The organism is Arthrobacter sp. ISL-5 (genome assembly GCF_018613835.1).
Lineage (GTDB): Bacteria > Actinomycetota > Actinomycetes > Actinomycetales > Micrococcaceae > Arthrobacter.
Genome location: NZ_JAGGPM010000038.1, coordinates 15,268 through 36,362, shown reverse-complemented (window position 1 = coordinate 36,362; position 21,095 = coordinate 15,268). Strand labels below are relative to the sequence as shown.

Genomic DNA, 21,095 nt, shown 5'->3' with positions numbered 1-21,095 from the left:
TTTCCCGGCAGGGTCTTTGCTAGGCTTATATCCGCTTCATTCCTCCTTAGCTCAATTGGCAGAGCATTCGACTGTTAATCGAAGGGTTGCTGGTTCAAGTCCAGCAGGAGGAGCGCTCAGTCCCCGTTCCGGGCTTCCGGAACGGGGACTTTTTTATACCCTGGCGGGGTATTTCGTGCCGCCGTGCCGCCGATTTCCCATAGCGGCAAAACCTTTGCTAATGTCATACCTGCTTCATTCCTCCTTAGCTCAATTGGCAGAGCATTCGACTGTTAATCGAAGGGTTGCTGGTTCAAGTCCAGCAGGAGGAGCAAGTAACAGCCCCCGGCCTCTTAGAGGCCGGGGGCTGTTGTCTTTGCAGCAGTGATTGCAGGCTCGGAACGTTCGTGCCGAGCGGGCTCAGACGAAGTCCATCTCCACCTGGAGGAACCTCTCGGCCTCGGCCACGGCCCCGTCGAAGGCCTCCCGTTCGGTGGGCGACTTCCGGGGCTCCCGGGGATGCCATTCGTGCGGTGAGGAATGGACGCGGGTGAACCCGCCGTCGGGCGGGGCATAGAAGATGCCGAAGCGCTGCACCGGCCATTCCGGGGACGTTTCGGGCGCCACCAGGAGTGCCGCATTGAACGCCGGGTTGTACCACTGGGCTATGGGCCGCCGTCGGTCTTCAGTGAAAAGTCCCGCCGCATAGAGAGCTGCCGACTGCGCACTGGTCTGTGTGCACAGCCGGTCCCACCACAACGGCAGTATGCCGGTGTCGCACCGCTGCCACGTGGCCGGAAGTGGAGGATGATCCTGCCAGTGGGGCACGTATCAACTTTATCGTGTACGGGGCCGCGGCGAACAGATGGGGGCAGCCGTTCTCAGGGCCGGTTCCACGGTCCCGGATTGAGGCGGTACAGCAGGGCCGAACCCGCCACGGCACCGAGGATGATGCCCATCGCAGGGTTCCCCAGTGACCTGCCTGCGAAGTATCCTGCCACCGCTCCGAGGACCGCTCCAACGAACAGCCCGCGGCGGTTGCGGTGGGGTTTGCGACTCATGCTGCCAGCCTACTGGCTGGGTGCAACCAGGGGCTTAGTGGATGGACGGGACGGTCCGGGGCCTGACCACGAGCCACAGGGCTGCGGCGGCGAGGAAGATGCAGCAGGCCTGGACGGCGCCCATGGGAGTGGCGGAGCTGCCGCCCAGCCAGCCCACCACGGGCGAGATGAGTCCGGCCATCATGAAGGTGGAGGCGCCCAGCAGAGACGCCGCAGTGCCGGCCTGCGCGCCGTGGCTGGACAGTGCCAGGACCTGCACGCTCGGGAAGGTGAAGCCCGTGCCGAGGATGTAGAACCACAGCGGCACCATCACGCCCCAGAGCCCGAATCCCAGCTGGTCGAAGATGACGATCAGGGCAGCCATCAGGAACATCCAGGCGGTGGAGCCGGCAAGGATCCATTGCGGAGGCACCCGCCGGATGAGCCTGGAGCTGGTCTGGACTCCGGCCACGATGCCCAGTGAGTTGATACCGAACAGCAGGCCGTACTGCTGCGGAGTGAATCCGTAGATGTCCTGGAACAGGAACGGCGACGCGGAGAGGTACGTGAACAGCCCGGCGAAGTTCATGCCGCCGAGCATCAGGAGGCCAACGAAGATCCGGTCGGAGAAGAGCGCACGGTACCGCTGCCGGGCGGTCAGGCCCGACTGGCCGCGCTTCTCACGCGGCAGTGTCTCGCGGACCAGGAACATCGCGGCAACGATGACCAGCGTGCCGTAGCACGCCAGGAACACGAAGATGCCGGGCCACGGCATGACCAGGAGCAGCTGCGAGCCGATGACGGGCGCCAGGATGGGGGCAAGGCCGTTGACGAGTGCCATGCGTGAGAACATCCGGACCATGGCGTAGCCGCTGAACAGGTCGCGCACCATGGCCATCGCCACGACGCCGCCGCCGGCTGCGCCAATGCCCATCAGGACACGGAACAGGCCCAGCGTGGCAATGTCCGTGGAGAGCGCGGCACCAACCGAGGCGGCGATGTGCACGGCAGTCGCCAGGATGAGGGGCATCCTCCGGCCGAACTTGTCGCTGAACGGCCCGACCACCAGCTGCCCCAGCGCAAAGCCGAGCGTTGTGCCGGTCAGGGTCAGCTGGACGGCGGCCTCCGAGACGCCCAGGCTCGCCTCCAGCGCGGGGAAGGCAGGCAGATAGAGGTCCACGGTGAACGGACCCAGGGCCGTGAGGGCGCCCAGAAGGAGGATGTAGAGGAACTTCTGGCGGCGGCTCAGGGCATCGCCCGGGTTGGTGGTGGTCACAGAGACCAATCCTAGGGCGCAAAGATCATACTTTTACAGCGTTGGAGGGCTCGCCGGTAAGTATTTCCAGAAGTTGTAGCTGACCCTGAATGGTAGTTTTGTCAACGGGGACGCGCTGAGCCACAGTCCGCCCCGGAGAAGCCGAGGAAGAATCGACTATGGAACCAGTTAGGCGGAACCTATGAGCGGGCGTCACAGCGGGCGGGCCAACCAGGGATTGCGTATTACTGCGCTGCCAAAAACGTTGAAGCTCATCTTCCAACTGGCCCCGCGCCAGCTCAACGACGAGATCGCCCTGGCCAAGGTCGAGGTCAAGCGCAAGGGCAAGCAGCTTGGCGTTGCCGGAGCGTTCTTCGGGGTAGCCGCCGTGTTCGCCGCGTTCCTGCTGACCGGGCTGATCGTCGCCGCCATCATGGGACTGGCCACCATCATGCCGGCCTGGCTCGCGGCACTGCTCGTATGCGCCGTGTTCCTGCTCATTGCCCTCATCGGCGGGCTCGTCGGCCTCCGGAAGTTCAAGAAGGCCATGCCCCTCGTCCCGGAGGACACTATCCGCGGCCTCAAGCACGATCTTGGAATCGCCAAGGAAGGCTCGGACTTCGACGCCGCCGTGCTGGACCCGAACTCGCCGCAAGCCAAGGCGGCCAAGGAAGCCAAGGAGGCGGCCAAGGCCAAGGAGAAGGCAGACAAGGAAGCCAAGGCAAAAGCCGAGGCGATTGAACTGCCTGCCCCCACCGAGCCCGAACTGCGCCGCCGCCTGCACCAGCGCCGTGAGCACCTCAAGGGCGTCCGTGACGAACTCGGCGAGGAACTCGACGTCAAGCCCCAGGCCGAGGCCCTGCTCGTCGTTGCCCGGCACCGCCTGGACAACGGCAAGGACAGGCTGCGGGAAGGCACGGACCGGGCAGCCGAAAAGCTTGCGTCCTTCTCGTCATCGGCCCGCTCCGGAGAAGCCTCAGGTTCCCTGCCGGGGCAGCTGGAAGCCCGGTGGAAGCCGCTGCTCGCCCTCGCCGCATCCACCGCCGTCCTGCTCGCCCTGCTCCGCAAACTGTTCAAGAGCTGAGCGCCGCCCTGGACTTTGACAGGAAGACGCCGCCCGCCATGGAGAGGGGGACCGGATGAGGTTCATCGGCGCTGGTTCCCGCCCCGGCCAGCCGCACGTCGACCGCGATCTGGTCTGCACTGTCCCTAACCTCCTCACCGTGCTGCGCTTCATGGGCGTGCCGCTCTTCGTCTGGCTCGTGCTCTCCCAGAAGGAGTACGGACTGGCCGTGCTGGTGCTGGCCATCATGGGCAGCACCGACTGGGTGGACGGGTACGTCGCCCGCCGGTTCAACCAGGCCTCCAAGCTGGGCCGCGTCATGGACCCCATCGCCGATCGGCTGGCCCTGATATCGGTGGCGGTCACGCTGGTGATAGCCGGCGTGGTCCAGTGGTGGTACCTGGCCGCCCTGGTGGTGCCGGATGCCGTGCTGCTCGCCATGTCGCTGTTCTATTTCCACGGCCATCCGGATCTGCCGGTCAGCATGGTCGGCAAGGCCCGCACCGGGCTGCTGCTGCTGGGAACTCCGCTCCTGGTGCTCTCGAAACTTCCCATCCCCTTTGCCGATGCCTACTTCGTTGCGGCCTGGATCGTGCTCGGCCTGGGGCTGATCGGCCACTGGGTGGCCGCCTACAACTATTTCTGGGCTATCCGCCGGAAGGGCAAAACGCTAAAAGCCGACGACGGCGGGCACGGCTGATGGTATGGATTGCGGTTTTCCTTGCGGTGCTGGGCGCATTTTGCCTGGCCTTCGGGGCCCAGCGCCAGGGGAGTGCCGTCAAAGCCGATACCGGCGGGCTGGCGCTCAGCTCCAACGGATTCCTGCGCCTGCTGCGGAATCCCCGGTGGGTCTTCGGGCTCCTGCTCTTGTGCATGGGCATGGCGATGAACGCCGTCGCCCTCGTCTCGGCCCCGCTGACGGTCGTGCAGCCGATCGGTGCAATCGCCCTGGTGATCACCACTGTGGTGAACGCCAAGGACCAGGGGTTGAGCATCAACCGGGCCACGGTGGTGGCGATCACCGCGTGCGTCACGGGCTCCGCGCTGTTCGTCCTCCTTGCCGTGAACGTTACGCAGGAAAACCACCACGTCACTTCCGACGACGAACTCACCATTGTTCTGCTGCTTGCCCTGGCCGTGAGTATCTTCGGCACCCTGGCGGCCATGTTCAAGCACCGCATGAGCGCCTTCATCTACATTCTTGGCGCCGGCGTTCTGTTCGGTTTCGTGGCCGTGCTGACCCGGATCATTGGCAAGCACCTCCTCGATCCGAACGGCCTGGGCTTACTGAACGTGCAGTGGTACTCGGTGCTTGCCATCGCAGCGGCCGGCGGCCTGGGATCCTGGTTTGTGCAGAGCGCCTACTCCACCGGTCCGCCGGACCTCGTGATTGCCGGGCTGACGGTGATCGATCCAATTGTGGGCATCGCGATCGGCATCGCCATCCTCGGCGAGCTGCGTCCGGATGTCCACGCCGTCCTGGCGATTGCCATGGGTACGGCCGCATCCCTTGCTATCGTGGGAGTGATAGCCCTCTCCAGACACCATCCTGAGGTCACCAAGCGGAAGAAAGACGCTCGGAAGGCCGCGGGCAGGGCACCCCACTAGCCGATTTTTCACTGCGGGCCAGGCGCCAACGCGCCAGCGGCCACCAGGTGCGGTCAGCCGAAGCAGACCGCACCGTGACCACCAGGAGCTCTCCACGTGACCATGCCCGATGCCCAGCGTCCACTGACCATCCTCATTGCGGCGGACACCTATCCGCCCCACGTCAACGGCGCCGCACAGTTCGGCTACAGGCTCGCCAACGGAATGACGGGCCGCGGACACAACGTCCACGTCCTCGCCCCCCGCGCGGACACGGGCAGGAGCTTCACCGAATTCCGCAAGGAAGGCACCGTCCACCGGCTTCGCTCGCACGGTGTCTTCACGCACGAGTATTTCCGGATCTGCTTCCCCTGGGAGATCAAGAAGGAGATCAGCCTGCTGTTCGACAAGGTCCAGCCGGACGTGGTGCACATCCAGAGCCACTACATGATCGGCGAGCACGTGCTGTACGAAGCCGAGAAGCGCGGCATCCGGATCGTTGCCACCAACCACTTCATGCCTGAGAACCTCAACCCTTTCCTGCCGTTCCCGCAGTGGTTCAAGGACATCATCGGGAAGATCTCCTGGAAGGACATGGGCAAGGTGATGGGCAAGGCGGACGTCGTGACCACTCCAACGCCGCTGGCTGCCAAGGCCATGCACCAGCACGCGTTCCTGCGCAAGGTCCTGCCGCTGTCCAACGGCATCGACTCGGCCGCCTACGAGCTCACGCCGGGCGAGGTCATTGAGCCGCATGCCCACCCGACCGTGCTTTTTGCCGGCCGGCTGGCGGAGGAGAAGCACGTTGATGTGCTGATCAAGGCCGTCGCGGCCAGCCCTGCGGATCTGAACGTGCACCTGGAGATCGTGGGCGGCGGCGAGATGCGTCCCGCCCTGGAGTCGCTGGTGGAGCGGCTTGGGCTGCGGGACCGGGTGAAGTTCCTGGGAATGGCCAGCGACGAGGACCTGCGTGAGGCCTACATCAAAGCGGACATCTTCTGCATGCCGGGAACCGCCGAGTTGCAGTCGCTCGTGACCCTGGAGGCTATGTCCGCCTCCACTCCCGTGCTGCTGGCCGACGCCATGGCCCTTCCCCACCTCGTGCGGGACGGTGAGAACGGCTACCTGTTCACGCCCAATGACAGCGCCGACCTGGCAGGGAAGCTGACGCGGATCCTGCGCCTGCCGGCCGAGGATCTGAAGGCCATGGGGCACGCCAGCCGCTGCATGGTGGAGCCCCACAGCATCCAGGGGACCCTTCAGACTTTCGAGGACCTGTACCGCGGCGCGAGCTACGACGACAAAGTGGTCTAAGGCGAAGGTGGTCTAAAGCCGGCCGCCAGTTTGCTAGAGTGTTTCTGCCCTGCAGATGGCGGCCCTGGTAATGCACTTCGACAGTGGTGCGCAATTCCAGGGCTGCAATATCAAGGGCGTGGGGCTATAGCTCAGCTGGTTAGAGCGCGGGACTCATAATCCTAAGGTCCTCGGTTCAAGTCCGAGTAGCCCTACTATTCTCCACGGAAGCCGTGGCCCGCGTTTCGACGCTGGCCGCGGCTTCTTTGTTTTCCGGCTTTGACTTCCTGTTTTCACTTTGTTTCTCTTCGAATCTGCGGTAAGTTACTCACCAGTAACATACTGCTGACGCAAGGCGCGCGGCCCTCCGGCCGCTGCTGATCACCCGCGAAGGAACAACATGTCCACAGCTACGACCGACATCAACAACCTGCCCTACGCCGACGGCGACTTCTTCGCCTTCGAACAGATACTCAGCCGCAAGGAGCAGGACAGGCTGGCCGAGATCCGCGCCTTCCTCGCCCGTGAAGTGAAGCCGATTGCGGTGGACTGCTGGAACCGGGGCGAGTTTCCGATGGAGCTGATCCCGAAGCTCGCCGAGATCGACCTGGTCAGCCCGGTGCGCCGGCAGGGCCACTCCAACCTCTTCGCGGGCATCGTGCACGCCGAGGTCACGCGCGCGGACACGTCGATTGCCACGTTCATGGGTGTCCATGACGGCCTCTTCACCGGGTCAATCGAGGCGCTCGCCTCCCGCGAGCAGCAGGACGCCTGGCTGCCGGACATCTACTCGCTCAAAAAGATCGGCGCCTTCGGCCTCACGGAGCCCCTGGGCGGCTCCGACGTCGCCGGCGGAACGCGCACTACGGCCAGGCGCGAGGGAGATCACTGGATCCTCAATGGCGCCAAGCGCTGGATCGGGAATGCGACCTTTTCCGACTGGGTGGTCATCTACGCAAAAGACGTGGCCGACAACCAGGTGAAGGCTTTCCTCGTGGACACCACACTGCCCGGGTTCAGCTCCGCCAAGATCGAGAACAAGATATCGCTGCGGACGGTGCAGAACGCGGACATCACGCTCAAGGATGTGGCAGTTCCGGAGTTCTTCAAACTCGCCCACGCCAACAGCTTCCGCGACACCAACAAGGTCCTGAAGGTCACCCGCCTCGCGGTCGCATGGCAGGCCGTGGGCCAGCAGCTTGCGGCCTTCGATGTCGCCCGGCGCTACGCCGTGGAGCGCCACCAGTTTGGACGCCCCCTCGCATCGTTCCAATTGGTGCAGAGCCAGCTGGTCCAGATCCTGGGCAACGCCGTCAGCTCCATGGGCATGATGGTCCGGCTGTCCCAGCTCGAAGACGCGGGCCAGGCCAAGGATGAGCAGTCCGCCCTGGCCAAGGCGTTCACCACCGCCCGGATGCGCGAGAGCGTGTCCATTGGCCGCAGCCTGCTGGGCGGAAACGGCATCGTGACGGACTTTGAGATGGCCAAGATCTTCGCCGACGCGGAGGCCGTCTACTCCTACGAGGGCACCCATGAGATAAACACGCTAGTGACCGGACGGGCCATCACCGGCATCTCGGCCATCGTCTAGTTCCGCGCGCACTCCCGCTCGATCGCCGGGTCAGCCGGGCGGCCGTCCGTTCAGGGGCAGCAGGACTGACGGCCGCAGGTCCATGACGAATTCCAGCGGGTTGACGTACTCGCCTCCCCGGCGCACGCCCCAGTGAACGCAGGGCGTCGGGCCGCAGTGCCCGGCGAGCAGCGTGCCCAGGACCTCCCCTTTGGCCACCGCGTCGCCTTTCGCCAGGGTGCTCGATACGGGTTCGAAGCTGCTGCGCAGGCCGTTGCCGTGGTCCACGGTGATGACGGGCCGGTCCACCACGATGCCCACAAAGCTCACGGTACCGGACTCCGGCGCGGTGACCGGTCCGCCGTCGGACGCGGACTTCAGGTCCACGCCCCGGTGGCCGCTTAGCCACGGTTTGTCCGGCGGGTCGAAGGCGCGCAGCACCGCCGGCCGGGGAGTCAGCGGCCAGCTCCACGAAGCTGCCGCCGGAGACGGAGCGGCGCTGAAGCGGGCGGGGGCGGCGGGAGCGCCCGCGGCAGGGGAGGTTGAGGGTGCCGTCGAGGCAACCGCCAGCAGGAGGAGTGCCACGAGCACGGGAGCTTTCATTTCCCCAGCTTCGCCGCCCGGCCCGGCGGCCGGAACCGCCTCTTCGGCGTATGTGGAAAACGCAGCCGCCGACCCCGCAGCTGGTGCTTTTGCCGCGTGCCCCTGTAGTACACTTGGTGGAGCAGTTTGCTGTGCCCTCAACGTATTCCAGTCTCTTGGGTAGCGTCAGCACGCCCCATTCAGGAGTGCGGGGGAGCAGCAGCTGACTACGCGTATCCAGCCCTCCAAAACCGGAAGCCTATGCTTCCCGCCGAGGAGGATTGTGCCTCTTGCGGTCAGGTCCGGCAACGGTCCTGATGAGAAGCGCAATGGATGCCAGGAGCTTGGCCCGCCTGGGCGAAGCTAAATAACCGTCAACTATTGGCAGGGTAAGAGCGGCCCATGGGCTCTCTCATGAATGACCTGCCGGAAGGAGCGTCGGCATGCCCGTCGTAACTATGCGCCAGCTGCTTGACAGCGGCGTCCACTTTGGACACCAGACCCGTCGTTGGAACCCGAAGATGAAGCGGTTCATCTTCACGGAGCGCAACGGCATCTACATCATTGACCTTCAGCAGTCGCTGTCCTACATCGACCGCGCCTACGAGTTCGTGAAGGCCACCGTCGCGCACGGCGGAACCGTACTCTTCGTCGGCACCAAGAAGCAGGCCCAGGAAGCAATTGCCGAGCAGGCCACCCGTGTTGGCCAGCCGTACGTCAACCAGCGTTGGCTCGGCGGTATGCTGACCAACTTCCAGACGGTTGCCAAGCGTATCCAGCGCATGAAGGAACTCGAAGAGATCGACTTCGACGACGTCGCCGGTTCCGCTTACACCAAGAAGGAACTGCTGCTCCTTCGCCGCGAACTCACCAAGCTTGAGTCCAACCTCGGCGGTATCCGCAACCTGACCAAGGCACCCTCCGTGCTCTGGATCGTGGACACCAAGAAGGAACACCTCGCTGTTGACGAAGCCAAGAAGCTCAACATCCCCGTTGTTGCCATCCTGGACACCAACTGCGACCCGGATGAGGTCGACTTCCCGATCCCGGGCAACGACGACGCCATCCGCTCCGTGAACCTCCTGACCCGCGTTGTTGCTGACGCTGTTGCAGAGGGCCTCATCGCCCGCAACCAGCGTGCAACCGGCACTGCCGAGACCCCCGAAGAGCCGCTGGCCGAGTGGGAGCGCGAACTCCTCGAGGGCAGCAAGTCCGAAGAAGCTCCGGCAGCCGCCGAAGCACCGGCCGCTGAAGCTGCTCCCGTTGCAGAGGAAGCCCCGGCAGCTGCCGAGGCTACCGACGCCGACGCCGAGAAGTAAACAACTCCACCGGGATTTCCCGGCTCTGTCCGCAGCGCCGGGGTAACTGACAGGATGGCGGCTCACCAGGTGAGCTGCCGTCCTGTCGGTCCGTACACCACATAAATTTTCTAGACAGAGGGGTTCACATGGCGAACTACACTGCCGCTGATATCAAAGCTCTGCGTGAGCGCACCGGCGCCGGCATGATGGATGTCAAGAAGGCTCTCGACGAAGCCAACGGCGACGCCGAGAAGGCGATCGAGATCATCCGCATCAAGGGCCTGAAGGGCGCTACCAAGCGCGAAGGCCGCTCCACTGCTGAAGGCCTGGTTGCTGCCAAGGTCGACGGCGGCGTCGGCGTAATGATCGAGGTCAACTGCGAGACCGACTTCGTCGCCAAGGCTGACAAGTTCATCCAGCTGGCCGACCGGGTCCTCGCCATCGCCGTCGAGTCCGGCGCAGCCGACCTCGAGACCCTGCTCGCCACCGACGTGGACGGCAAGCCGCTGTCCGAGGTTGTTGTCGAAGAGGGCGCTGTCCTCGGCGAGAAGGTAGTGGTCCGCCGCATCTCCCGCATCGAGGGCGCCACGGTCGACGCCTACCTGCACAAGACCTCCAAGGACCTCCCGGCCCAAGTCGGCGTGCTGTTCGCTGTTGACGGCGAAGGCGAAGCGGCCACCACCGCAGCCCACGACGTTGCAGTCCACATCGCAGCCATGGCTCCGAACTACCTCTCCCGCGAGGACGTTCCGGCTGAACTCGTTGAGTCCGAACGCCGCATCGCCGAGGAGACCGCCAAGGCCGAAGGCAAACCCGAAGCCGCCATGACCAAGATCGTGGAAGGCCGAGTTACGGGCTTCTACAAGGGTGAAGTCCTGGTTGACCAGGCTTTCGCCAAGGATGCCAAGAAGTCCGTTGCGCAGGTCCTCGAAGAGGCCGGCGTCAAGGGAACCGCCTTCACGCGTTTCCGCGTCGGCTCCTAGTCAGACACGCAAGGGGGTGGTCACTTCGGTGGCCGCCCCTTTTGCATGCACCGGCCAAGCGGGAATATGAGCTTTGGCCGCGCAGCACGATAATCTAGCTCAGAGTTCACCTACGGGAAGGCACCATGGAAGCCGTCAAAACTTCAGTCCAGTCAGAGAAGAACAGGCGCCGGGTCCTCCTGAAGCTGTCCGGTGAGGTCTTCGGAGGAGGCAAGCTGGGCGTTGACCCGGACACCGTCCGGGGAGTTGCCAAGCAGATCGCCGCAGCCGTTCCCGACGTCGAGGTTGCCATTGTGGTGGGTGGCGGCAACTTCTTCCGCGGAGCCGAACTGTCCCAGAGCGGCATGGACCGCTCGCGCGCCGACTACATGGGCATGCTGGGAACCGTCATGAACTGCCTCGCCCTGCAGGACTTCCTGGAGCAGGCCGGCGTCGAGACCCGGGTCCAGAGCGCCATCACCATGGGCCAGGTTGCCGAGGCCTACATTCCCCGCCGCGCCATCCGGCACATGGAGAAGAACCGCGTCGTGATCTTCGGCGCCGGGGCCGGCCTGCCCTACTTCTCGACCGACACGGTGGCCGCCCAGCGCGCCCTCGAGGTCCACGCGGACGTGGTGCTGATGGCCAAGAGCGGCGTGGACGGCGTATACACCGCCGATCCGAAGAAGGACCCGGCCGCCGAGAAGCTGGAAAAGCTCAGCTACGACGACGCCCTCCGCCGCGACATCCGGGTCATGGACCAGACCGCGATGACCATGTGCAAGGACAACAACCTGTCCATGGTGGTCTTCGGCATGGAAGGCGAAGGCAACGTCACGCGCGCCATCCGCGGCGAACAGATGGGAACCCTGGTCACCCCCTAGTTACAGCTAGGATATTTCTAGAAGGTTCCGTCCATCGGGCGGAACCCCGATTGTGAAATGCCCCCGGTCCGCCCGGGAACCAATTTCTGAGGAGAGATCGTGATCGAAGAAACCTTGCTCGAAGCCGGGGACAAGATGGACAAGGCGGTTGAGGTAGCCAAGGAAGACTTCGCCTCGATCCGGACCGGCCGGGCAACCCCGGGCCTGTACAACAAGGTGATGGTGGAGTACTACGGCACCCCCACGCCCCTCCAGCAGCTGGCCTCCTTCGCGGTTCCCGATGCCCGCACCATCCTCATCACCCCGTACGACAAGACGGCCCTGCGCGACATCGAACGGGCCCTCAGCGACTCCGAGGTCGGCGCCAACCCGTCCAACGACGGCAATGTCATCCGCATCACCATCCCGGAGCTCACGCAGGAACGCCGCAAGGAATACGTCAAGATCGTGAAGTCCAAGGGTGAAGACGCCAAGATCTCGATCCGCAACATCCGGCGCAAGGCCAAGGAAACCCTGGACAGGCTCGTCAAGGACGGCGAGGCAGGGGAAGACGAAGGCAGCCGCGGCGAAAAGGAACTCGACGCCATGACCAAGCAGCACGTCGACGGAATCGACGAGCTGCTCAAGCGCAAGGAAGCAGAGCTGCTCGAAGTCTGATGGGCCAGGCACAGCAGGCCCCCGGAGCGCGGGCCCGGGCCCAGACCCGCCAGCCCCGCCACCCGAGGCCCAACCCGACCCCCGGAGCCGGGCGCAACCTGCCGGCGGCAACCGCCGTCGGATTGGCCATGCTCTTTGCCGTGCTGGGCGGCCTGCTGTTCCTGCCGCTGGGCTTCGTCGCCGTCACCACCACCTTTGCCGTGTTCGGCGTGTGGGAAATCTTCCGTGCCCTCGAGGCCAACGGCACACGCCTGCCGATCGTCCCCGTCATGGTCGGCACCGTGGCCATGCCCTTCTCCGCCTACTTCGGCGGGCCGGAAAGCCTGTTGTTCGCGATGCTGATCAGCAGCGTCGCCGTGTTGCTGTGGCGGTCTGTCGAGAGCGCCACCGGCTCGGCCCGGAGCATCTTCGCCGGCGTCTTCACACTGGCCTGGGTTCCGTTCCTGATCAGTTTCGCGGCGCTGCCGCTCCATGTGGCGGGCGGCGTGACCCCGATCGGCCCCTGGCCCGGCGGGGTGGTGCCGGAGGGTGCGTGGCAGATTGTCATCCTGCTGCTCCTCGTGGTCTCCAATGACACTTTCGGCTACCTGGTGGGCGCCTCCCTGGGCAAGCACCCCATGGCTCCCAAGATCAGCCCCAAGAAAACTTGGGAAGGCTTTGCCGGGTCCATCGCCGGCGCCATGCTGATCGGTGTCCTGGCCAGCGTCTTCCTCCTGGGCAAGCCGTGGTGGGTCGGTGTGGTCCTGGCAGTCGGCATGGTTGCGTCCGCAACCGCCGGCGACCTTGCAGAGTCCATGGTGAAACGCGAACTGGGAATCAAGGACATGAGCAGCATCCTGCCCGGACACGGCGGGGTCATGGACAGGCTGGACTCGATCGTGTTCGCCTCCCCGGTGGCCTTCATGCTGTTCGTCCTGGTGTCAGGGGCCTGAGACTCCCAGCCTGAGACTCCGGCCCGGCTGCGTCCGCGGCGGCCAACGCGGCGCCCTACAATATTGCGGTTACTACTGAGCTGAAAAGCATTGAAGGAAACATGGTGAGAGTGGACAGCAAGCGGCAGATCCCGGCGTCTTTCGAGCGTGTGGCACGGACCGACTACGGGTACAACGCCAAGCAGGTAGACCAGTTCCTGCAGAGGGCCCGCGTGTCCCTGGAGACGCCGGCGGCCGCCGTCCACCCCATCAGGAGCGCCGATGTCCGATCGGTGTCTTTCGACCCCGTCAAGGGCGGATACTCCGCCACGGCCGTTGACGCGGCCCTCGACCGGCTCGAAGACGCCTTCGCCCGCCGCGAACGCGACGAACTCATCGCGGAACATGGCGAGGAGGCCTGGCTGAGGCAGATCGGGCAGCTTTCCGGAACGCTTCGGGGCCGCCTGCACCGGCCCGACGGCGACAGGTTCCGCCGCCCGGTCAAGAAGAAGGCACGGAGCTACAACACCAGGGACGTGGACAGGCTGTGCAAGGACCTGATCGGCTACCTCGAGGAGGACAAGCCGCTCAGCGTCGACAACGTCCGGCGGGCCGTCTTCCGCCCGGCCGTGGGCAAGGACGGCTACGAGGAGACCCAGGTGGACGCTTTCCTGGACCGCGTCGTCGAACTGATGGCCGCCATCGACTGATCGGCGTTACCCGCCACCGCGACACCCGCCTCCGCCCAGCGGCACCCGCGACTGCTCAGCGTTCCGTGGCGAGCGGCCTTTCGGGCGTGTGCAGCCTGGTCATGACCCTGGTGATGGTCCGCGGCACGCGTGCACTGGTTGCCCGGGACGTCAGGACCATGACCGCAAAGGCGGCCGGCACCGTCCAGGCCGCAGGCTGGGCCAGCCAGAACGGCGTCCCGGCCGCCCCGAGCACTGTCCCGGCCACCATGGCCCCGCCGCACAGCACGCCTCCGGTCACCATGCCCGCGATGGCGCCGGCGTCGGTCAGGCCCCGCCACCAGATTCCGAGCAGCAGCACGGGGCAGATCGTGGAGGCTGTGAAGGCGAAGACCAGGCCCACGCTGCCGGCGAGGGCCAGCGAGTCCGTCATGAACGCCAGGCCCAGCGGGACCGTCGCTGAAACCAGCGCGGCAAGCCTGAAGCCGCGGACGCTGCCTCCCAGCACATCCTGGCTGATCACGCCGGCCAGGGAAACCACCAGCCCGGACGTCGTGGACAGGAATGCGGCGAAGGCCCCCGCCACGACGAGGGCGGAAAGCAGTTCGCCGGCCGGCCCTCCGATGAGGCGTCCCGGCAACAACAGGACCACGGCGTCGGCCTGCCCCGTGTGGGCGAGCCCCGGTGTGAAGACGCGCCCCAGCAGTCCGAAGGCCGTCGGGAACAGGTAGAACACGGACAGCAGGCCCAGCACAATCAAAGTGGTGCGCCGGGCGGAGTTCCCGTCCGGATTGGTGTAGAAGCGGACCAGGACATGCGGCAGGCCCAGGGTTCCGAACAGCAGTGCCACCAAAAGGGAGATGTTCTGGTACGGGCCGGCCGGAGCCAGGCCAGTGGGGTTGGTGGCAGGGGCGGCCTCAGCGGGGAAGTCGTTTCCACCCAGGACGAGGACCATGAAGATGACGGGGACGGCCAGCGCGGTGAGCTTGAGCCAGTACTGGAACGCCTGCACAAAAGTGATCGAACGCATTCCGCCGGCCACCACCGTCAGGCACACCACCACAACCACCGCGGTAGACCCGACCCAGGGCGGAAGGCCGGTGGTGGTCCGGATCGTCAGCGCGGCGCCGTGCAGCTGGGGGACAATGTACAGCCATCCCACGATCACCACGGCCAGGCTCGTCACCCGGCGCACGGCGAGGGAATCCAGCCGGGCCTCCGTGAAGTCTGGAATCGTGTACGCCCCCGAGCGCCGGAGCGGGGCCGCCACGAACAGCAGGAGCATCAGGTAGCCGGCCGTGTAACCCACGGGGTACCACAGGGCATCCGTGCCGGACAGCAGAATCAGGCCGGCCACGCCGAGGAAGCTCGCGGCAGACAGGTACTCGCCGCCGATCGCGGAGGCATTCCACCAGGGCCGCACGGTGCGGGAGGCCACGTAGAAGTCTCCGGTGGTCCGGGAAATCCGGAGCCCGTAGAAGCCGATCACCGCGGTGGCCACTGACACTGCGGCAATGGCGGCGATTCCCACGGCCGGGCTCACCGGCTCACCACCTGTCCTCGGCGAGGTCCCGGTAGCGGGCCTCGTTGCGCGTGGCGCTGCGGATGTACAGCCAGGCGCTGATCCCGGTCACGGGATAGATTCCGGCGCCGAGCAGGAGCCAGTCAAAAGGGATTCCCGCGATCCGGGTTTCCGCCAGCCCGGGGATGGCACCGAGCAGCAACGGAAATGCGCCGAGGATCAGCAGGAAACCGCCCGCCACCACCAGGGCGAGCCGGAGCTGGGAACGGATCAGGGACCGGACAAACACCTGCCCCATTGCCGATTCCTCGGCGGCCTCCCGCGGCTCGGAGGCCGGCCTGGCCGCCGAACGGGGAGCCGTCACCCTGACGCGTGTCATGCCTGCGGCCGGATCCGGGTCGCCTCGAGCTTCTCCCGGACGGCGGGCAGATGACGGCGGCTGATCGGCAGCTCGGCGTCCTCCACGGTGACGCTGGGACGGACCGCGGCGAGCTTGAGGTGCGTGACGTGCGAGAGGGCAATGAGATACGAACGGTGGGTGCGGATGAAACCGGCGTCCGCCCACTGCTGTTCAAGGTCCGCCAGCGGAACGCGGATCAGGTAGCTGGCATCGGCTGTGTGCAGCCGCGCGTAGTCTCCCTGCGCCTGGACGTAGGTGACGTCGTCGCGCCGGATCATTTTGGTGGTGCCGCCCTGGTCCACGGTGATCATCTCCGGCGCGGCGCCGCCGCCGTCGCGGATCAGCTCACTGATCCGGCCCACCGAGCGGGCCAGCCGCTCCGCCCGGACGGGCTTCAGCAGGTAGTCCACCGCCGCCAGCTCGAATGCCTCCAGGGCGCAGTCCTCGTCAGCGGTGACAAATACGACGGCGGGCGGCCTGCTGCTGCGGGAAATGACCCTCGCGATGTCCAGCCCGGACACCGCCGGCATGTGGATGTCGAGGAAGACGGCGTCCACCGATTCGGTTTCCAGCGCCCGCAGCGCCTCAGCGCCGGAGGACGCGCGAAGAATGGTGCCGATCCTCTCATCCCTGCCCAGGAGGAAGGCGAGTTCTTCGATGGCGGGCAGCTCGTCGTCGGCGACGAGTACGTTAATCATGGTCCTAGGTTATCTTCCGGCCGGGCCCGTCGGGCCCGTCGGGCCCGTCGGGCCCCGCCGTGCTCAGGCGTTGTGCCCCGGCTGGGACTTGGGGACCCGCATGGTGATCAGCGTCCCCTCGCCGGGGGCCGTCTCTATCACCAGGCCGTGGTCGTCGCCGTACACCTGGCGAAGCCGTGCGTCGACGTTCCGCAGCCCAACGTGTTCACCGTCCGTATGTCCGGCCAGCATGGACTGCAGCTGTACCGGATCCATCCCCACGCCGTCGTCCTCTATGGTGACCTCCGCGAACGCGCCGGAATCGTTGGCGGAGATGGTGATGTGGCCGGGCCCTTCCTTCGCCTCCAGGCCGTGCCGGACGGCGTTTTCCACGAGCGGCTGCAGGCTCAGGAACGGTATCACCGTGCTCAATACCTCGGGCGCGATCCGCAGGCTCACCTGCACCCGCTCACCGAACCGGGCCCGTTCCAGCAGGAGGTACCGGTCGATGCACCGCAGCTCTTCGGCGAGCGTGGTGAAATCCCCGTGCCGCCGGAACGAATAGCGGGTGAAGTCCGCAAACTCCACCACGAGTTCGCGGGCCCGCGCCGGGTCCGTGTTGATGAACGAGGCAATGGCGTTGAGCGAGTTGTAGATGAAGTGCGGGCTGATCTGTGCCCGCAGCGCCCGCACCTCCGCCTCCATCAGAAGGGTCCGGGAGGCATCCAGCTCGGCGAGCTCCACCTGGGCGGCCACCCAGTCCGCTACTTCGGTGGTGGCACGCACCAGGCCGGCGCCGGCCGAGGGGGCAAAAGCCGCCACAACCCCCACCACGCGGGAGCCTGCCCGGATGGGCGCAATGACGGCGGACGCTATGGATCCGGATTTCCGCGCTGAGAGCTGCAGGTCGGCGGCATTGAACACCTGCGTCCTCCCGCCGGAAAGCACGTCGGCAGCGAGCTCCATGAGCCTGGGCCGGAGCTCTTCGCCGGGACCGTCCCACGCCAGCACACCGGACACGTCGGTGATGGCAAGGGCGTCGCACCCCAGCAGGGCCCGGAGCTGCCGGCTGGCCTTCGCAGCACCGGCCGGGTTCAGTCCCGTCCGGAGGTGCCGGCCGGCCTTCGACGCCGCATGAAGGGTGTTGTAGGTGGCACGCTCGGCGTCGGTCCCCAGCTCGCGGAAGGAGCGGAGCACCTTGAGGCCAACCCCGACGACGACGGCAATCGCCAGGGCGATCACGGCCACGGCGGCTACGGCGTAGAGAGGGGAGTCGGGCATGTTGCCCAGCGTAGCGCGTGCCGTTTGTCGCAGCATCGTGACCGCTAGGCGACCGGTTTCCGCAACTACTGGAACCTTGCCCGAGACGGGAGCACAGTGATAGGAGTCACACTGGCCCCGGAGCGTGCGAGCCCGTGTGGGAGTCAGTCTCAATGAGGAGGAACGATGGGTAACAGTACCCCAACTCCGGACGTCGCGGCGTCCGCGGACTTCGAGGAAGTCCAAGCCACCGAACAGTTCCAGAAACTGCGCAAGCGCCACCGCGGCTTTGTTTTCCCCATGGCCGTGGCATTCCTGCTGTGGTACTTCGCCTACGTCCTGCTGGCTGACTATGCGGTCGACTTCATGTCCACCAAGGTGTGGGGCAACATCAACGTGGGGCTGATTATGGGCCTGTTCCAGTTCGTCACCACTTTTGCCATTACGGGCTGGTACGTCAGCTACTGCAACAGGAAGCTGGATCCCATCGCTGCGGAGATCCGCCACGGCATTGAGGGCCACGAATTCGACAAAGCGGGCAAGCGCGTGGGTGGAGGATCCAAGTGATCAGCATTCCTACAGCGGTCGACGTCGCCGCGCTCAAGGACACGACGCTCCTGAATATGGGTATCTTCGCCCTGTTCGTCGCTGTCACCATGGTGATCGTCCTGCGGGCGAGCCGGAACAACAAGACCGCGGCCGACTACTACGCGGCCGGCCGCTCCTTCACCGGGTCCCAGAACGGCACCGCCATCGCCGGCGACTACCTGTCCGCGGCATCCTTCCTGGGGATCACTGGTGCCATCGCCATCAACGGCTACGACGGCTTCATGTACTCCATCGGGTTCCTCGTCGCCTGGCTCGTGGCGCTCCTGCTCGTGGCCGAACTGCTGCGCAACACCGGCAAGTTCACCATGGCCGATGTCCTTTCTTTCCGCCTCAAGCAGCGTCCGGTCCGCATCGCCGCCGCCATCTCCACGCTTGCCGTCTGCTTCTTCTACCTGCTGGCCCAGATGGCCGGTGCGGGCAGCCTGATCTCGCTTCTGCTGGGCATCAGCGACTGGGGCGGCCAGGCCCTCGTGATCATGGTCGTGGGCGCGCTCATGATCATGTACGTCCTGATCGGCGGCATGAAGGGCACCACCTGGGTACAGATCATCAAGGCCATCCTGCTCATAGCCGGGGCTGCAGTGATGACGCTCTGGGTCCTGGCCATCTACGGCTTCAACCTGTCCAGCCTGCTGGGCGCGGCCGTTGAGACGTCCAACAACCCGAACGTCCTGAACCCGGGCCTGCAGTACGGCAAGACGGAAACGTCCAAGCTGGACTTCATGTCCCTCGGCCTCGCCCTGGTCCTCGGCACGGCCGCCCTGCCGCACGTGCTGATGCGCTTCTACACGGTGCCCACCGCCAAGGAAGCCCGGAAGTCGGTGGTGTGGTCCATCTGGCTGATCGGACTGTTCTACCTGTTCACCCTGGTCCTCGGCTACGGCGCCGCTGCCCTCGTCGGTGCGGACACCATCAAGGCTGCTCCCGGCGGCGTCAACTCGGCCGCCCCGCTGCTGGCCTTCTACCTGGGCGGACCGCTGCTCCTGGGCTTCATCTCGGCGGTGGCCTTCGCCACGATCCTCGCCGTGGTGGCCGGACTTACCATCACCGCCGCGGCGTCCTTCGCGCATGACATTTACGCCAGCGTCATCGCCAAGGGAAAGGCCGACGCCGACACTGAAGTCAAGGTGGCCCGCCGCACCGTGGTGGTCATCGGAGTCATGGCCATCCTGGGCGGCATCTTCGCCAACGGGCAGAACGTCGCCTTCCTGGTGGCGCTCGCGTTCGCCGTTGCCGCCTCCGCCAACCTGCCCACCATCATCTACTCGCTGTTCTGGCGTAGGTTCACCACCCAGGGCGCAGTGTGGAGCATGTACGGCGGGCTGGCATCGGCGATCATCCTGATTGTGCTGTCGCCGGTGGTGTCGGGGGCCAAGACCTCGATGATTCCGGGAGCGAGCTTCGCGATCTTCCCGCTCAGCAACCCGGGCATCGTGTCCATCCCGCTGGCCTTCCTCCTGGGCTGGCTGGGCACGGTCCTGGACAAGAACCTCGAGGACCGCAGCAAGCAGGCCGAGATGGAGGTCCGCTCCCTGACCGGCGTCGGTGCCGAGAAGGCCGTTGACCACTGACGCTGGACATACGCTGTCTGTGACTTGCGCTCCGGGCCGCTGACCCGGCGGCACGGCAGAAGCCCCCGCGACGCGGGGGCTTCTGTGTGCCCGGCTGCTACTGTTCTGATCCTGATGCCAGATGCCCGAGTCAGGTGCCCTTGTCAGATGCCCTTTGACGGCGACCCGTTGTCAGGGACCGTGGTGTCCGGCCGCGCCGCCGGAATGGCTGCCGTGCGGGACGGCGAACTGTCCGGCCGTGGATGCCGCGAGTCCCGGCGTCGTGATGGCCGCGACGGCCAGCGCGCCGGCGAAGGCGGCGGCGAGGAGCCGTGCCGCACCTGTTCCGCCGGGGGCGGGACGGCCGCCGTCGTCACTGCCACCGCCGCCGCCAGCCGTGCCACCGCCAGCACTGCCGCCGTCGTTATCACTGCTGGGCTGCCGGCCAAGCCAGGCTTTGGCGGCGATGATCATGAGGGTCAGCAGCAGGGCAGCGAGGTGGCTGAGGCCGAGGCCGGGCGAGTCGCCTCGTGCGCCGGTGACGATGTCCAGCACGTGGACGGCTGCGGCCGCCGGGAGTGCGGTGGCCGACGTGCGGGGCATCGGAAAGTTGCCGTTCCGCAGCGCCGCCACTGTCCAGGCGAGCAGGGTTGCTCCCCACAAGGCGGCAGCGAGGGCAAGGGGCGTCAGCCGCGGGTGGCCGGTACCTGCCGCGGCGAACAGGCTGGAGGAAACGGCGAGATTGACGGAAGCGGCGCCGAAACCCGCGAATCCTGCGAACAGGCGCACGGCTGTCGTCCCGGTCGCCTCCGGCGGCGGAGCTTCCGCCGCCGGTGCCTGGCTTTTCATGGCCGCTCCCTGCCGTTGCGTGGCCGCTGACTCCGCAGCACTAGGCGTGGGCGGTCGCGGGGGACTTGTCCATGGACAGGCCGACGCCCAGCAGCAGAACGGCGCTGGCCAGGTGCAGCACGTTGTCCGCCCCGTTGAGGGCAATGATGTTCAGCGGCGAGCTGAGCAGGAACAGGCCGAGGATGCCCACCAGGAGGTACACGGCACCCACGCCGGCATTGACGGTGCGGGCCAGCTGGACGTTCTTCAGGCCCGCGTAGAGCAGGGCGGCGCCGATGGCGAGGTGAATCACGTTGTGCAGCGGGTTGACTTCGAAGATGATCAGGTTCGCGCCTTCGGTGGAGAAGAAGCCGATTCCCGCTGTCACGGCGAATCCGACGAGTCCCACAAGCAGATAGACCGCTCCGAAGACGGTGGCGATAAGGCGGTTCGGTGAGTTGCGCATGGCCCGAATC

Annotated in this window: 23 protein-coding genes and 3 tRNA genes; 16 read left to right on the top strand and 10 right to left on the bottom strand. The window is 65.9% G+C overall.

Annotation, left to right across the window (positions count from 1 at the left end):
- Positions 1-40 precede the first annotated feature (40 nt).
- Positions 41-113: transfer RNA gene (locus J7I89_RS20530), tRNA-Asn, on the top strand.
- 125 nt (positions 114-238) lie between these two features.
- Positions 239-311: transfer RNA gene (locus J7I89_RS20525), tRNA-Asn, on the top strand.
- Between the two features lie 88 nt (positions 312-399).
- On the opposite strand, the gene J7I89_RS20520 is transcribed toward J7I89_RS20525, so the two are convergent.
- The 3 genes from J7I89_RS20520 to J7I89_RS20510 are packed head-to-tail and all read right to left on the bottom strand — an operon-like array spanning position 400 to position 2,295.
- On the bottom strand, positions 400-807 hold the full coding sequence (locus J7I89_RS20520; RefSeq protein ID WP_214974100.1) for a hypothetical protein: 408 nt from the start codon (positions 805-807) through the stop codon (positions 400-402).
- A gap of 53 nt (positions 808-860) precedes the next feature.
- A complete protein-coding gene (locus J7I89_RS20515; RefSeq protein ID WP_214974098.1) occupies positions 861-1,040 on the bottom strand; it encodes a complement resistance protein TraT in 180 nt (59 codons plus the stop codon).
- Between the two features lie 34 nt (positions 1,041-1,074).
- Complete coding sequence (locus J7I89_RS20510) at positions 1,075-2,295, bottom strand: multidrug effflux MFS transporter (protein ID WP_214974096.1); 1,221 nt, start codon at positions 2,293-2,295, stop codon at positions 1,075-1,077.
- Positions 2,296-2,476: 181 nt separating this feature from the next.
- On the opposite strand from J7I89_RS20510, the gene J7I89_RS20505 reads away from it, so the two are divergent.
- The 6 genes from J7I89_RS20505 to J7I89_RS20480 all read left to right on the top strand — a co-directional run bounded on the left by J7I89_RS20505 (position 2,477) and on the right by J7I89_RS20480 (position 7,808).
- Positions 2,477-3,358, top strand: coding sequence for a phage holin family protein (locus J7I89_RS20505; protein ID WP_214974095.1), 882 nt, complete (start codon positions 2,477-2,479; stop codon positions 3,356-3,358).
- Between the two features lie 55 nt (positions 3,359-3,413).
- Entirely contained in the window at positions 3,414-4,037 is a 624-nt protein-coding gene (locus J7I89_RS20500; RefSeq protein WP_214974093.1) for a CDP-alcohol phosphatidyltransferase family protein, read from the top strand.
- Positions 4,037-4,945 carry a DMT family transporter gene (locus tag J7I89_RS20495; RefSeq protein WP_214974091.1) on the top strand — a complete coding sequence of 303 codons (909 nt, stop codon included), beginning with the start codon at positions 4,037-4,039 and terminating at the stop codon, positions 4,943-4,945. Before J7I89_RS20500 ends, J7I89_RS20495 begins: the two co-directional genes overlap by 1 nt.
- Before the next feature lie 96 nt (positions 4,946-5,041).
- Positions 5,042-6,238, top strand: a complete 1,197-nt coding sequence (locus J7I89_RS20490) for a glycosyltransferase (RefSeq protein WP_214974089.1) — start codon at positions 5,042-5,044, stop codon at positions 6,236-6,238.
- 120 nt (positions 6,239-6,358) lie between these two features.
- Positions 6,359-6,432 (top strand) — tRNA-Ile (locus tag J7I89_RS20485).
- A 185-nt stretch (positions 6,433-6,617) separates the two neighbouring features.
- Positions 6,618-7,808, top strand: a complete 1,191-nt coding sequence (locus J7I89_RS20480; protein WP_214974087.1) for an acyl-CoA dehydrogenase family protein — start codon at positions 6,618-6,620, stop codon at positions 7,806-7,808.
- Positions 7,809-7,838: 30 nt separating this feature from the next.
- Here the strand turns inward: J7I89_RS20480 and J7I89_RS20475 are convergent, their stop codons facing one another.
- Positions 7,839-8,390, bottom strand: coding sequence for a M23 family metallopeptidase (locus J7I89_RS20475; protein ID WP_214974086.1), 552 nt, complete (start codon positions 8,388-8,390; stop codon positions 7,839-7,841).
- A gap of 422 nt (positions 8,391-8,812) precedes the next feature.
- Here J7I89_RS20475 and rpsB point away from each other — a divergent pair, with 422 nt between their 5' ends.
- The 6 genes from rpsB to J7I89_RS20445 all read left to right on the top strand — a co-directional run bounded on the left by rpsB (position 8,813) and on the right by J7I89_RS20445 (position 13,794).
- The gene (gene rpsB, locus J7I89_RS20470; protein ID WP_214974084.1) at positions 8,813-9,688 is read left to right on the top strand and encodes a 30S ribosomal protein S2; all 876 of its coding nucleotides are present in this window, start codon (positions 8,813-8,815) and stop codon (positions 9,686-9,688) included.
- Between the two features lie 128 nt (positions 9,689-9,816).
- Positions 9,817-10,653, top strand: a complete 837-nt coding sequence (gene tsf, locus J7I89_RS20465; protein WP_214974082.1) for a translation elongation factor Ts — start codon at positions 9,817-9,819, stop codon at positions 10,651-10,653.
- Between the two features lie 125 nt (positions 10,654-10,778).
- Positions 10,779-11,516 (top strand): UMP kinase, encoded by a 738-nt coding sequence (pyrH, locus tag J7I89_RS20460; RefSeq protein WP_214974075.1) that lies wholly within the window; start codon positions 10,779-10,781, stop codon positions 11,514-11,516.
- A gap of 99 nt (positions 11,517-11,615) precedes the next feature.
- Positions 11,616-12,173 (top strand): ribosome recycling factor, encoded by a 558-nt coding sequence (frr, locus tag J7I89_RS20455; RefSeq protein ID WP_214974073.1) that lies wholly within the window; start codon positions 11,616-11,618, stop codon positions 12,171-12,173.
- Positions 12,173-13,105 (top strand): phosphatidate cytidylyltransferase, encoded by a 933-nt coding sequence (locus J7I89_RS20450; RefSeq protein WP_214974071.1) that lies wholly within the window; start codon positions 12,173-12,175, stop codon positions 13,103-13,105. The genes frr and J7I89_RS20450 overlap by 1 nt, the downstream gene beginning before the upstream one ends.
- A 101-nt stretch (positions 13,106-13,206) precedes the next feature.
- Positions 13,207-13,794 carry a DivIVA domain-containing protein gene (locus J7I89_RS20445; RefSeq protein ID WP_251045641.1) on the top strand — a complete coding sequence of 196 codons (588 nt, stop codon included), beginning with the start codon at positions 13,207-13,209 and terminating at the stop codon, positions 13,792-13,794.
- A 55-nt stretch (positions 13,795-13,849) separates the two neighbouring features.
- On the opposite strand, the gene J7I89_RS20440 is transcribed toward J7I89_RS20445, so the two are convergent.
- The 4 genes from J7I89_RS20440 to J7I89_RS20425 all read right to left on the bottom strand — a co-directional run bounded on the left by J7I89_RS20440 (position 13,850) and on the right by J7I89_RS20425 (position 17,653).
- On the bottom strand, positions 13,850-15,316 hold the full coding sequence (locus J7I89_RS20440; protein ID WP_214974069.1) for a cation acetate symporter: 1,467 nt from the start codon (positions 15,314-15,316) through the stop codon (positions 13,850-13,852).
- A 4-nt stretch (positions 15,317-15,320) separates the two neighbouring features.
- Positions 15,321-15,674: a hypothetical protein gene (locus J7I89_RS20435; RefSeq protein WP_214974068.1), complete on the bottom strand. Its 354-nt coding sequence runs from the start codon at positions 15,672-15,674 to the stop codon at positions 15,321-15,323.
- Positions 15,671-16,393 (bottom strand): LytTR family DNA-binding domain-containing protein, encoded by a 723-nt coding sequence (locus J7I89_RS20430; protein ID WP_214974066.1) that lies wholly within the window; start codon positions 16,391-16,393, stop codon positions 15,671-15,673. Before J7I89_RS20430 ends, J7I89_RS20435 begins: the two co-directional genes overlap by 4 nt.
- Positions 16,394-16,456: 63 nt before the next feature.
- On the bottom strand, positions 16,457-17,653 hold the full coding sequence (locus tag J7I89_RS20425; RefSeq protein WP_214974064.1) for a sensor histidine kinase: 1,197 nt from the start codon (positions 17,651-17,653) through the stop codon (positions 16,457-16,459).
- A 165-nt stretch (positions 17,654-17,818) separates the two neighbouring features.
- On the opposite strand from J7I89_RS20425, the gene J7I89_RS20420 reads away from it, so the two are divergent.
- Entirely contained in the window at positions 17,819-18,199 is a 381-nt protein-coding gene (locus tag J7I89_RS20420) for a DUF485 domain-containing protein (RefSeq protein WP_214974062.1), read from the top strand.
- Between the two features lie 56 nt (positions 18,200-18,255).
- Positions 18,256-19,812, top strand: coding sequence for a cation acetate symporter (locus tag J7I89_RS20415; protein WP_251045644.1), 1,557 nt, complete (start codon positions 18,256-18,258; stop codon positions 19,810-19,812).
- Positions 19,813-19,983: 171 nt separating this feature from the next.
- Here J7I89_RS20415 and J7I89_RS20410 read toward each other — a convergent pair whose 3' ends face one another.
- A complete protein-coding gene (locus J7I89_RS20410) occupies positions 19,984-20,640 on the bottom strand; it encodes a hypothetical protein (protein ID WP_214974058.1) in 657 nt (218 codons plus the stop codon).
- A 40-nt stretch (positions 20,641-20,680) separates the two neighbouring features.
- Positions 20,681-21,085, bottom strand: a complete 405-nt coding sequence (locus tag J7I89_RS20405; protein ID WP_214974056.1) for a DUF4383 domain-containing protein — start codon at positions 21,083-21,085, stop codon at positions 20,681-20,683.
- Positions 21,086-21,095 lie beyond the last annotated feature (10 nt).

What these genes read in the sequence shown, in the direction of transcription:
- J7I89_RS20515 (WP_214974098.1), bottom strand. Translation starts at nt 1,040, where the DNA reads ATGAGTCGCAAACCCCACCGCAACCGCCGCGGGCTGTTCGTTGGAGCG.
- J7I89_RS20505 (WP_214974095.1), top strand. Translation starts at nt 2,477, where the DNA reads ATGAGCGGGCGTCACAGCGGGCGGGCCAACCAGGGATTGCGTATTACT.
- J7I89_RS20500 (WP_214974093.1), top strand. Translation starts at nt 3,414, where the DNA reads ATGAGGTTCATCGGCGCTGGTTCCCGCCCCGGCCAGCCGCACGTCGAC.
- J7I89_RS20495 (WP_214974091.1), top strand. Translation starts at nt 4,037, where the DNA reads ATGGTATGGATTGCGGTTTTCCTTGCGGTGCTGGGCGCATTTTGCCTG.
- J7I89_RS20480 (WP_214974087.1), top strand. Translation starts at nt 6,618, where the DNA reads ATGTCCACAGCTACGACCGACATCAACAACCTGCCCTACGCCGACGGC.
- J7I89_RS20475 (WP_214974086.1), bottom strand. Translation starts at nt 8,390, where the DNA reads ATGAAAGCTCCCGTGCTCGTGGCACTCCTCCTGCTGGCGGTTGCCTCG.
- rpsB (WP_214974084.1), top strand. Translation starts at nt 8,813, where the DNA reads ATGCCCGTCGTAACTATGCGCCAGCTGCTTGACAGCGGCGTCCACTTT.
- tsf (WP_214974082.1), top strand. Translation starts at nt 9,817, where the DNA reads ATGGCGAACTACACTGCCGCTGATATCAAAGCTCTGCGTGAGCGCACC.
- pyrH (WP_214974075.1), top strand. Translation starts at nt 10,779, where the DNA reads ATGGAAGCCGTCAAAACTTCAGTCCAGTCAGAGAAGAACAGGCGCCGG.
- J7I89_RS20450 (WP_214974071.1), top strand. Translation starts at nt 12,173, where the DNA reads ATGGGCCAGGCACAGCAGGCCCCCGGAGCGCGGGCCCGGGCCCAGACC.
- J7I89_RS20445 (WP_251045641.1), top strand. Translation starts at nt 13,207, where the DNA reads ATGGTGAGAGTGGACAGCAAGCGGCAGATCCCGGCGTCTTTCGAGCGT.
- J7I89_RS20435 (WP_214974068.1), bottom strand. Translation starts at nt 15,674, where the DNA reads ATGACACGCGTCAGGGTGACGGCTCCCCGTTCGGCGGCCAGGCCGGCC.
- J7I89_RS20430 (WP_214974066.1), bottom strand. Translation starts at nt 16,393, where the DNA reads ATGATTAACGTACTCGTCGCCGACGACGAGCTGCCCGCCATCGAAGAA.
- J7I89_RS20425 (WP_214974064.1), bottom strand. Translation starts at nt 17,653, where the DNA reads ATGCCCGACTCCCCTCTCTACGCCGTAGCCGCCGTGGCCGTGATCGCC.
- J7I89_RS20420 (WP_214974062.1), top strand. Translation starts at nt 17,819, where the DNA reads ATGGGTAACAGTACCCCAACTCCGGACGTCGCGGCGTCCGCGGACTTC.
- J7I89_RS20415 (WP_251045644.1), top strand. Translation starts at nt 18,256, where the DNA reads ATGGGTATCTTCGCCCTGTTCGTCGCTGTCACCATGGTGATCGTCCTG.
- J7I89_RS20410 (WP_214974058.1), bottom strand. Translation starts at nt 20,640, where the DNA reads ATGAAAAGCCAGGCACCGGCGGCGGAAGCTCCGCCGCCGGAGGCGACC.
- J7I89_RS20405 (WP_214974056.1), bottom strand. Translation starts at nt 21,085, where the DNA reads ATGCGCAACTCACCGAACCGCCTTATCGCCACCGTCTTCGGAGCGGTC.